At 64.6% G+C, this 10093-nt stretch carries 11 protein-coding genes; 6 read left to right on the forward strand and 5 right to left on the reverse strand.

What is annotated here, in order from left to right; all coding sequences use genetic code 11:
• A partial coding sequence (locus P3W85_RS00980) for a hypothetical protein (protein WP_276263391.1) occupies positions 1-209 on the reverse strand: 209 nt, incomplete at its 3' end.
• 386 nt (positions 210-595) lie between these two features.
• Between P3W85_RS00980 and P3W85_RS00985 the strand changes: the two genes are divergently transcribed.
• On the forward strand, positions 596-1078 hold the full coding sequence (locus P3W85_RS00985; protein ID WP_276263392.1) for a tripartite tricarboxylate transporter TctB family protein: 483 nt from the start codon (positions 596-598) through the stop codon (positions 1076-1078).
• A gap of 5 nt (positions 1079-1083) precedes the next feature.
• Positions 1084-2625, forward strand: coding sequence for a tripartite tricarboxylate transporter permease (locus tag P3W85_RS00990; RefSeq protein WP_017225464.1), 1542 nt, complete (start codon positions 1084-1086; stop codon positions 2623-2625).
• A 72-nt stretch (positions 2626-2697) separates the two neighbouring features.
• Here P3W85_RS00990 and P3W85_RS00995 read toward each other — a convergent pair whose 3' ends face one another.
• Positions 2698-3612, reverse strand: coding sequence for a LysR family transcriptional regulator (locus P3W85_RS00995; RefSeq protein ID WP_276263393.1), 915 nt, complete (start codon positions 3610-3612; stop codon positions 2698-2700).
• A gap of 221 nt (positions 3613-3833) precedes the next feature.
• Here P3W85_RS00995 and P3W85_RS01000 point away from each other — a divergent pair, with 221 nt between their 5' ends.
• A complete protein-coding gene (locus P3W85_RS01000; RefSeq protein ID WP_276263394.1) occupies positions 3834-4406 on the forward strand; it encodes a hypothetical protein in 573 nt (190 codons plus the stop codon).
• 179 nt (positions 4407-4585) lie between these two features.
• A complete protein-coding gene (locus P3W85_RS01005; protein WP_017226378.1) occupies positions 4586-4927 on the forward strand; it encodes a 2TM domain-containing protein in 342 nt (113 codons plus the stop codon).
• Between the two features lie 25 nt (positions 4928-4952).
• On the opposite strand, the gene P3W85_RS01010 is transcribed toward P3W85_RS01005, so the two are convergent.
• Both P3W85_RS01010 and P3W85_RS01015 read right to left on the reverse strand, forming a co-directional pair.
• Positions 4953-5714 (reverse strand): LytR/AlgR family response regulator transcription factor, encoded by a 762-nt coding sequence (locus tag P3W85_RS01010; protein ID WP_276263395.1) that lies wholly within the window; start codon positions 5712-5714, stop codon positions 4953-4955.
• Positions 5711-6820, reverse strand: coding sequence for a sensor histidine kinase (locus tag P3W85_RS01015; RefSeq protein ID WP_276263396.1), 1110 nt, complete (start codon positions 6818-6820; stop codon positions 5711-5713). Before P3W85_RS01015 ends, P3W85_RS01010 begins: the two co-directional genes overlap by 4 nt.
• A gap of 234 nt (positions 6821-7054) precedes the next feature.
• Here P3W85_RS01015 and P3W85_RS01020 point away from each other — a divergent pair, with 234 nt between their 5' ends.
• Together P3W85_RS01020 and P3W85_RS01025 are read left to right on the forward strand one after the other, a co-directional pair.
• On the forward strand, positions 7055-7393 hold the full coding sequence (locus tag P3W85_RS01020; protein ID WP_063637372.1) for a hypothetical protein: 339 nt from the start codon (positions 7055-7057) through the stop codon (positions 7391-7393).
• Positions 7394-7786: 393 nt separating this feature from the next.
• Entirely contained in the window at positions 7787-8866 is a 1080-nt protein-coding gene (locus tag P3W85_RS01025) for a fatty acid desaturase family protein (RefSeq protein WP_017226374.1), read from the forward strand.
• A 203-nt stretch (positions 8867-9069) separates the two neighbouring features.
• Here P3W85_RS01025 and surE read toward each other — a convergent pair whose 3' ends face one another.
• Complete coding sequence (gene surE / locus P3W85_RS01030) at positions 9070-9849, reverse strand: 5'/3'-nucleotidase SurE (RefSeq protein ID WP_276263397.1); 780 nt, start codon at positions 9847-9849, stop codon at positions 9070-9072.
• Positions 9850-10093: the final 244 nt, after the last annotated feature.

Consider the following 10093-nt stretch of genomic DNA (forward strand, 5'->3'; position numbering starts at 1 on the left):
AAGCGCACGGGGGTTCTTCTCCGATAGTGCCGGTAGACAAGACGCTCTTGTCCTGACGGATTTCCCCCCTGCTTTTGGCCACGCCCAACCTGGATCACGCGCCGCCTCAACCACGAGATACGGCGGGCGGTCAGGGACACCGTCGAGACGATGCCGGTCGAAGTCGAGCGCAAGCGGCTGCGGGCAACAATGACTGCAATGCAGGTCATTCGAATACGCCGCTGCATGTACTGCATCCGGCGAGATATAGCACAACGTGATGTAAATGCCGCCGCGTGGGCAGTGCGCCACTTAAGCCTGTTTCCAGCGCATTCCGGCTGATTTTCCTACCTAGGGATTACATCCATACGCGACATATTTCTTACAAGATCGCGCTTTCGAAAGCAGTTTGGAAGGAGACGGAAAGCCGATTGGAAGACGCCATTTATAGAGTCTCGCCATCCGCTCGCGCCCGCGATCGAAATCGCATCAAAGCAAGCGCGGAACAACAGGAGACGGAGAAACATCCCATGTATCCATACACCAGCACGCGCCACCTCCCAGGTGATGCAACCGCAGTGCGGCCCCGCTTGCCGGGCGCGCCGGAGGACCGGCAATGAGCAGTCCCTCGCGCTTCAAGAAAGACTATTACGGCGGTGCGCTGATGACGCTGATCGGCCTCGCCACGGCAGGCGCCGGCATGCAGTACCACACCGGCACGCTTAGCCACATGGGGCCCGGATTCTTCCCGGTTGCCGTGGGCGTGCTGCTGGCGCTCGTCGGCATCATGATCGCGGTCTCGGCCCGCAACGAACAGCCCGCAAAGGCACAGCCGGCTGGCCATGGCCACGGCCACGGCATGCCCGACCTGCGCGGGTGCGTCTGCATCGTCCTGGGCGTCCTCGCCTTCCTTCTGCTCGGCAAGTACGGCGGCCTGATACCCGCCACCTTCGCCATCGTGTTCATCTCGGCGCTCGGCGACCGGAGCAACACGGTCAAGCAGGCCGCCGTGCTGGCGCTGGCCATGTGCGTGGTCGCCGCGGTGGTGTTCTGGTGGGCGCTGCAATTGCAGTTGCCGCTCTTTGCGTGGGGAGGCTAAGTACCATGACCGCAAATGCTCTGCATGATCTCTGGTTCGGCTTTGGCGTTGCCTTCCAGGGTTCCAATCTGATGTGGTCCTTCTTCGGCGTGCTGATGGGGAACCTGATCGGCGTGCTGCCCGGCATGGGCGCACTGTCAGCCATCTCCATCCTGCTGCCGCTGACCTACGCGATGCACCCGGTACCCGCCATCCTGATGCTGGCCGGTATCTTCTATGGCTCGCAATACGGCGGCGCCATCGGCGCGATCCTGCTCAACCTGCCTTCGCACCCGCCGCATGCCGTCACCTGCCTGGACGGCTACCCGATGACGCGGGCCGGCAAGGGTGGCACGGCCCTGGGCATCACCATGATCTGCTCGTTCTTCGCCGCGTCGGTGGGCATCATCGTGATGATCTTCGCCTCGCCGCTCCTGACGGAAATCTCCTTCAAGTTCGGGCCCACGGAGATCTTCTCCATCATGCTGCTGGGCCTGCTGGCAGGCTCCACCATGTCGCGCGGATCCCCGCTGAAAGGCGTGGCGATGACCCTGTTCGGCCTGATCTGCGGCGTGGTCGGCACCGACGTCAACAGCGGTACCTTCCGCCTCGCCATGGACATCCCCGACCTGAGCGACGGCCTCGAACTGGTGGCCATCGCCATGGGCCTGTTCGGCGTGGCGGACTTCCTGCTCAACGTCAACCGCATGACCGTCGTGACGAGCAAGACCAAGCTGCGGATCCGCGACATGCGGCCCACCTGGGCTGAGCTCAAGACCGCGTTCTGGCCCATGGTCCGCGGCACCGGCGTGGGTACGCTGTTCGGCGCGATGCCCGGCACCGGCCCCACCATCACCACCTTCGTCGCCTATGCGCTGGAGCGCAAGATCTCCAAGACCCCGGAAAAATTCGGCACCGGCATGATCGCGGGTGTCGCCGGACCGGAAGCCTCCGCCCACTCGAAGACCCAGGTGGACTTCATCCCCACCATGAGCCTGGGCATCCCGGGCGACGCGGTGATGGCGCTGATCCTCGGCGCGCTGATGATCCAGGGTATCGCCCCCGGCCCGCAGCTGATCAGCGATCACCCGGACATCTTCTGGGGCCTGATCGCCAGCTTCTGGATCGGCAACCTCCTGCTGATCGTACTGAACGTCCCGCTGATCGGCGTGTGGGTCAAACTGCTGCAGGTGCCCTACCGCTACCTGTTCCCCTCCGCCATGTTCTTCATCGTGGTCGGCGTGTTCAGTACGCAGAACAGCCTGTTCCAGATCTGGGAGGTACTGGCCTTCGGCGTGATCGGCGCCCTGCTCATGTGGCTCGAGTTCTCGGTCGCTCCCATCCTGCTCGGCTTCGTCCTCGGGCCGATGGTGGAAGAGAACTTCCGGCGCTCCCTGCTGCTCTCCCGCGGCGACATGATGGTCTTCGTGAACCGCCCGATCAGCTGCGCGTTCATGGTGCTCTCCGCCCTGCTCCTGATCGGCGTCACCTATTCCGCGCTGCGCGCCCGCAGCGGCGGCAACAATCGGATCCAGGTCCCCGAGACCGACCTGGCCGTCAACGAGTAGCCAGCCGGCAGGCCTGCGCGCTGTCCCGCCGGCACAACGCGCGGGCGCCGGGCCGGATCCACGCTGCCGTGACTACCCTGGGAAAGGGTAATCCGCGTCGAACGCCGCGAAGCGCGCCTGCAGGAATTCGATCAGGCGGCGCTGCCGGTAAGACGGAAACCGGCTTTGCAGGAACACCAGCTGCAGCGGCACGCTGTCCTGGTACCAGCCGGGAAACAGCAGCACCAGGCGGCCGGCGCTCACGTCGGCCGCCACATCGAACCAGCTCTTGAACGCGATGCCATGGCCCGCCAAGGCCCAGTCGCGCACCACGGCGCCATCGTCGCTGGTGCGGCGCCCGCTCGCTTCCACCTCCAGCCGCGCCTGCCGCGAGCGAAACGGCCAACGCATGCGCGCCTGCCCGCCCGGCGCCAGGCACAGCATCTGGTGCTGCGCCAGCGCCTCCGGCGAAACCGGCATGCCGCAGCGCGCCAGATACGCCGGCGCGGCCACCGCCACGCGCCGCGTCAGGGCAAGCTGCCTGCGCACCAGCCCCGAATCCTCCAGCCAGCCCACCCGCACCGCCAGGTCGACATTGCTGCGATAAAGATCGGCGAGCGTATCGCCGATGGACAGCTCAAGCGAAAGCTGCGCATGCGCCTGCAGGAAATCGTCCAGCCAGCCGCGCAACAAGGTGCGCCCCAGGTCCGCCGGCGCGGACAGGCGCAAGGGCCCTGCCAGTTCCTCCCGCTGCTCCGCCAGCGCGCCTTCGCCCTCCTCCAGCGCCGCCAGGGCCTTGCGCGCGGCGTCCAGGAACACACGCCCCTCCTCGGTCAGCCGCATGCGGCGTGTGGTGCGGGCGAACAGCCGCGCGCTCAGGCGCTGCTCCAGCCGGATCAGCGCGGCGCTGGCCGTGGCCGCCGTCCTGTCCAGCTCGCGCGCGGCGGCGGAAAGGTTTTCCAGCTCGGCGGTGCGGACGAAGAGTTTCAGGTCGTCTAGGGAGTACATTCAATTTAAGTTTGATGATCTGCAACCGGAAGCCGCAATTATCAAACCGGAACAGCCTTCCAGCAAGCCAACGCTGGCAGATCCCACTACCTATCCACTTTGCGCTATAACACCGACTCGATATACGGTGGGGTTGGTGCTTCGGCGCAGCACGGGATCTGCCGGCTGATGGTTTCCCGGTGATTTTCGCGGCAGCAAAGCGCGCCGCCAGGCAACGGGCCATGGCGGATCGACGCAAAGCACACGGCTACAACAACGGGGAACGCATGATGTACTGGAACGATTTCGAACAAAACCTCCAGGTCGAGCAGACCGTCTTCGACCTGACGCGCCAGTCGCTGGCATCGATAGCGCAGTCGTCTCTGGGCGACGAGAAATTTCACTGCTTCGCCTTCAATGTGGGCGCGGCCGACGGATCCATCATGCTCAGCCTGGCGACACAGGCGGACCGGCGCGAAGGGAAACTGTATCCGCCGGAATGGGACTACGAAGTCGTGGAGAGCGACGTGCCCGAGATTGCCTCGCTCTGGAGAGCAGGCTACGCCGCGGTGGAAACCGCCTATGCACAGCAGGTGGAGGACTTCGGCGACGACTTCGACGCGCTCGACGCCTTCGAGGAAGGTTTCCTGCAGAGCCTGCGCCGTGTGATGGTCCGCCTGGAACAAAGCAACGCATTCGCCGTCATCGGCGCGGATGACGGGCTCTGGACCCTGGTCACCCAGATCGACGCGGACACCGACGAGGAAGAGCGTTTGCTCGATGCCGTTCGACGCGGCGAAGACTGTTCGGGCTAGGCCGCCGCCTCCCCCGTGGTGGAGGATATCGCTGTCGGCGCCGCCAGCCCGCGGATGTTGGCGAACGCCTTCCGGCCACTGGCGACGCTTTCCGGTCGATCCGGCGCGTCGCCATGGCCTGGCGCCGATCCGGCGCGCACAGTTCGGCTATCCCCTTCCCTTTCGTCACGTGGCAAACGATGAGAAACGATCCGAACAGACTTCCCTCCGACGATCAGGCCGGCCCCGAAGCGCAGGCCTATTGGCGCGCGTACCGTCTGGTCAAGGCTTTGCGCGGGTGGTACATCCACCTGGCGGTCTATCTCTGCGTCAACGCCTTCCTGTGGCTGCGATACTTCTTTCTGCCGGCGCAGAACTGGTCCCGCCATCACCTGGACGGCGGCTGGCCCTGGCCCCTGGCAACGACGCTGGCCTGGGGGCTGGCGCTGAGCCTGCACGGCCTCTCGGTCCGGTTCCGGCTCAGCGGGCGGGGACGGGAGTGGGAAGAGCGAAAGATCCGCGAGTTCATGGGACGGGACTGAAGCGGCGGCCCAAAATACCCGCGCCTTACATCTGCCTGAACCGGTACATGTAGGCCCGGGACACCGGCAATTCGTCCGCGCTGCCGTGGAGCAGGACAAACAGGCGGCCGGCGCCGTCCCGCCGCGTGCCCGCCACGTGGTTCATGTTGACGATGGTCGACCGATGGATCTGCCAGAACCACTCGGCGTCGAGACTGTCCGCCAGTTCGGCCAGCGGCGTGCGGATCAGGTGCTCGCCATCGCGGGTATTGACGACGGTGTACTTGTCGTCGCTCTGGAAGTACAGCACATCCTGAACCGGCACATGGCTGGTCGTATCCCCCCGGCTCGCCCGCACCCAGCGCAGCGGCTCGCTCTCCTTGGCGCCGCCGAGCCTGCGCGTCAGCTGGCTCAGGAGCCGGGCCAGTTCGGGCGCGGGCGCGGCCTCGTCGAAGGCTTTGCGCAAACGCTCGACAGAGCGGCCGAGACGCTCGTCGGTCACCGGTTTGACCAGGTAGTCGACCGCCTCCCGCTCGAATGCCTCCAGCGCATACTGATCGTAAGCCGTGACGAACACCACTCTGGTGTCGGTTTCCAGCCCCTGCGCCACCTCCAGCCCGGACAGGCCAGGCATCTTGATGTCCAGGAAAGCCACGCTGGGCGACAGCCGGGCAATGGCCTGCGCCGCCTGCAAGCCGTTGGATGCCTCGGCCAGTACCTGCATTTCCGGCCACAGGCGCGCCAGTTTGGCGCGCAGGTGCGCGCGCAGATGCTCTTCGTCGTCGGCGATCACCGCGGTCGGGGTCATGGCGCATCTCCGTTCAGGTCGCGTGGAAGCGTGGAAGCATGGAAAAGCGGCAGGTCGATCAGCACGGCCGTACCAGGGGAGCGCTCTTCGATCCGCACCTGCGCATCGCCGTCATACAGGACGGCGAGCCGTTCGCGCAGGTTGGAAAGCCCGACGCCCGAGCCATCGGAGGGCTTGAAGCCCAGGCCGTTGTCCTCGACGCAGGCCAGCATCCGCGCACTGTTGCGCTGCAATCGCACCGTCAGCCGGCCCCCCTCGATCTTGGGCTCCAGGCCATGCTTGATGGCATTCTCGACCACGGGCTGCAACAGCATCGGCGCGAGGGGCGCGTTGGCCAGTGCGGGATCGATGTCGATCGTGTAATGCAACCGGTCGCCCATGCGGATCTTGATCACCTCGAGGTAATCGTTGAGCAGCGCGGCCTCTTGGGCCACGGTGCCCTGAGCCGAACGGCTCGCCGTCAGCGATGCCCGCAGATAGGCGATGAAATGCTCCAGCATCAGCGTTGCGCGGTTCGGCGAGGACTCGATCAGGCTCACCACGTTTGCCAGCGTATTGAACAGGAAATGCGGTTCGATCTGGGCTTGCAGCAAGCGCATCTGCGCCTCGACCAGTTGTTTCTCGGTCGACAGTACACGAACCCGGTCGCGCGCCAGCAACTCGGCGATCTTGCGCTCCTCCCATTGCCGGCCGAGCAGACCGATCCGGGTCCAGACCATCAGGCCATGCACCGTCAGGCCAAAGCCCCAGGCTATCAACGGACCGGCGAACCAATGGCGATGGGGTGCCGTCGCCAGGTTGATGACAAGCAGGATCGCATTGATCGCCACGTAGAGGATGGCGTGCCGATAGAAACCGCGCAATGCCCGAACGCGCCGCTTTGCATCGTCATAGGCGCGCTGGTCGGCGACGGTACGCCATAGCTGGGTTGGGCTCGGCTGCACGGGTGGTGAGGAATCGGGCTCGTGAAGCTGTGAGCTTATCACTGTGGATAGGCCTGGCGCCGTGCCGTGCGCCGGATCGACGGAATTCCGGCGCCAATGGCACGATCTCCGGTCAGCGAGCCGTGGACCGGATCGGCTTCGGGTGCGGCGCGCCGCCCCCAAGCGGAATTGCAGAATAGCGAAATAACGAAATGGCGAAATGGCACGGATTCAGGGCATACTCGCACTGACAAAAAGAGCAAGGCGCCAAGTCATATCCATATTGGAAAGCATGTCCGCGCTTGACAGGGCCAGAATTCTACAAGGCACCTCTGAATTGCCAGGATCGCAGGGCGGCGTTCCGGATCCTCGATACGCCCGGCCTACGGAAATCATTGAATTTTGTCGGAGAAAAAGATGCGAGCAACTCGCAAGGAGAGAAGCGCTTTGCCTACCGCCACGACAGTGGAGGGCTTGACGGCCTTGCTGTATCACCTCGCCCACGCCACCTCGCAGGGCCAGCTCGATCCAGACCTGGTACGGAAGCTCGGCAAGCACCTCGGCACCGAGATCGACGATCTGAAGGAAAATGGCATACTGCACGCCGTCCAGCTCACAGGCCTGGCAGAAGCGCTTGCCAAGTTCGACGAGGTAGCCGTCTTCTCCGAAGGCAGCCTTCTGGCAAAAGCGGCATCTCGCCTGCGCGAAGACGATAGCGCGCAAGGCAAGTACGATGATGGCGCCTATACTGCGTGACACCATGCGGCAGTTGCAGATGATTTCGGAAAGATCTGAAATATTGCGATCATTCTGGTAGATTTGAAGTCGAGATACTACGCAGACGCCGTTTTACATTGCCCACAAAGTGAAAAATCAGATTTTTCTCAATCCTATATTCATTGCGTTTAGTGCAAAATCCGGACTTCTCCGCTTTCTCGATTTTCAGCTATCGTGGCTTCCCCGTCGCCGCGGGTGCAAATAGCATCGCACCCGCCGGAACAACTGCACGGTATTCGACGCCGTATCCGCCCCGGTCGCGGCTGACACACCCGTAGTGGATCCGACACGCCCAATCCCATAGCACAGGCGCGATACCGCTCCCGCACCGGCAGCCTCTGCGCGCCTTGCACACACTCCATCGGAAGATTTATGCCCAACCAAGACGGCCGCCTGGCGTTCCCGCCGCGCACCCCGTTCTTCATTGAACTTCAAGCTCGCGTCAATGCGTATTTCGAGCGCAACGGCCTTCGCAAGACAGGCAACCGCCGGCTCTATCTGAAGGCCGCGCTGGCCTACCTGCTATTCGCCGGCGGTTATGCCGGACTGGTGTTCTATGCCGAATCGCTCTTGGGCGCAGTGCTGTTCGCCTTGATGCTGACGCAGGGCATGGTGCTGATCGCCTTCAACGTCATGCACGACGGCGCGCACGGCAGCTTTTCACGGCGTCCCTGGCTGAATCGGCTTGCCGGCGCCTCGATGGACCTGCTCGGCAGCAGCCAGACCCTCTGGCAACAAAAGCACAATATGCTGCACCACACCTATACCAATGTCGCGGGCAAGGATGACGACCTTGAACTCGGCGGACTGATGCGGCTTTCGCCCCGGCAAGCCTGGCGCCCCTGGCATCGCGCGCAGCATCTCTATGCCCCGCTGCTCTATAGTCTCCTGACGCTGTTTCTCGCGGGATTCGGCGATTTCCACAAGCTGCTGACCAATCGGATTTCCGACACGGCGCTGCAAAAACGCGCCTGGTGGGAATTGCCGTACTTCGTGATGACCAAGGCGGCCTACTTTGGCTACGCGCTGGTGATCCCCATGCTATTCCATCCCGCCTGGCAGGTGCTGGTGTGTTTTGTCGGCATTCACCTGCTGCTGGGATTCACCCTGTCGCTGGTCTTCCAGCTGGCGCACACGGTGATGGAGGCGGAGTTTCCCGCCGGCGACGAAAACGGCAGGATGCCCTACGACTGGGCTGAACACCAGTTGCGCACCACCGCGAATTTCGCGGTTGGCAACCGGCTTGTGCAGTTCTATACCGGCGGCCTGAACCAGCAGGTTGAACACCACCTTTTCCACAAGATCTCCCACATCCACTATCCACAACTGGCGGCGATCGTGCGGCGGACTTGCCAGGAGTACGGCATCCCGTATCACGCCAACCGATCGCTGACCAGCGCGATCCGCTCGCATTTCCGCTTCCTCCGGGAGATGGGGCGTGCGGCAGCGTAGCGATGCGGGTAAAACGAGCGGCCTGCTCGCCACGGCGGGCTGACCGGCGCATGCGCCTCGTCTGTCCCGGATCGGTCTGTGGCCGCAATGCCCTGCCGGCCACCGCATCCAGGGCGAATGCCGGCGCCCCTTGACTGGCCGGGCAGCCGCCGCCGGTTGCAACCGGGGCGATGGCGCTCCTGCGCCTCTGCGAGGTGCTCCGCTTACGACAGGCGCGCCGCCAACTCCCCTGCCGCCTCTTCATCGGTACGTTCGAAGCGCAACGGCGTCACCGAGATACCGCCCCGGCCGACCACCACCGCCTCGCTGTCGTCGCTGTCGGGCTGCTGGCCGCGCGAGAACTGCAGCCAGTGATAGGGAATGCCGCGCGGATCGACATGGGCCCGCACGGCCAGGTCCTTCACCAGGCCGACACCCTGCCGCGTCACGGTCAGCGGGCCGGCCGCTTCGGGCGCTACGTCGGGGAAGTTGACGTTCAGGCAGGCTTGCCGGTTCCAGCCGGCGGCGACCAGGCGCCGGATCGCGCCTGGGGCCAGCGCGCGCGCCGTTTCCCAGCGCACCGCGCTGCGATCGGTGAAAGCCTGGCTCAGCGCAATGGCCGGAATACCCAGCAGCACGCCGGTCATGGCGGCGCCGACGGTGCCGGAGAACACGGTTTCGAGACCGAGGTTGGCACCGCGGTTGATGCCGGACAGGACCAGGCTGGGCGGCGCGTCGGCCATCAGGTGCCGCGCGGCCATGACCACGCAGTCGCCCGGTGTGCCGCTCACGCCGAAGCGGCGCTCGCCCTGCTGGCTGAAGCGCAACGGCGCGTGCAGGCTGAGGGAGTGGGAGGTGCCGCTCTGGTCATGCTCCGGCGCGACTACCCAGACTTCCCGCGCGATCGTTGCCGCCACCGCCTCCAGCACGGCCAGGCCGGGGGCGTCGATGCCGTCGTCGTTGGTCAGAAGCACGCGGTCCAGCAAGGGGAGGAATTCGGACATGGATGAAGGGAGATGGTGGGATGAGGGATGGCGGGGCGTCCCGATGATTGGCAATCCGGCGGCTGGCTTGCGCGGCATGGCGTCGACAACCGACGGCGGAATGGCCACTATAAACCGAAGTCGTGGCAAGGGCCGAACGGCGCCCGGAACCGGCCCGTGAAAGTGGCGATTCGGCTCGCTCGTGCCAACCGCGCGGCGGCAACGGCGCCCCCGGTTGCCGGATTCGCCAAGACACCGCCATGCC

This window comes from Cupriavidus basilensis (genome assembly GCF_029335485.1).
GTDB lineage: Bacteria > Pseudomonadota > Gammaproteobacteria > Burkholderiales > Burkholderiaceae > Cupriavidus > Cupriavidus basilensis_E.

Excerpts from the sequence above, each read along its gene's own strand:
- P3W85_RS00985 (WP_276263392.1), top strand. The coding sequence starts at position 596 with ATGAGCAGTCCCTCGCGCTTCAAGAAAGACTATTACGGCGGTGCGCTG.
- P3W85_RS01000 (WP_276263394.1), top strand. The coding sequence starts at position 3,834 with ATGGCGGATCGACGCAAAGCACACGGCTACAACAACGGGGAACGCATG.
- P3W85_RS01020 (WP_063637372.1), top strand. The coding sequence starts at position 7,055 with ATGCGAGCAACTCGCAAGGAGAGAAGCGCTTTGCCTACCGCCACGACA.
- surE (WP_276263397.1), bottom strand. The coding sequence starts at position 9,849 with ATGTCCGAATTCCTCCCCTTGCTGGACCGCGTGCTTCTGACCAACGAC.
- P3W85_RS00995 (WP_276263393.1), bottom strand. The coding sequence starts at position 3,612 with ATGTACTCCCTAGACGACCTGAAACTCTTCGTCCGCACCGCCGAGCTG.
- P3W85_RS01005 (WP_017226378.1), top strand. The coding sequence starts at position 4,586 with ATGAGAAACGATCCGAACAGACTTCCCTCCGACGATCAGGCCGGCCCC.
- P3W85_RS01010 (WP_276263395.1), bottom strand. The coding sequence starts at position 5,714 with ATGACCCCGACCGCGGTGATCGCCGACGACGAAGAGCATCTGCGCGCG.
- P3W85_RS01025 (WP_017226374.1), top strand. The coding sequence starts at position 7,787 with ATGCCCAACCAAGACGGCCGCCTGGCGTTCCCGCCGCGCACCCCGTTC.
- P3W85_RS00990 (WP_017225464.1), top strand. The coding sequence starts at position 1,084 with ATGACCGCAAATGCTCTGCATGATCTCTGGTTCGGCTTTGGCGTTGCC.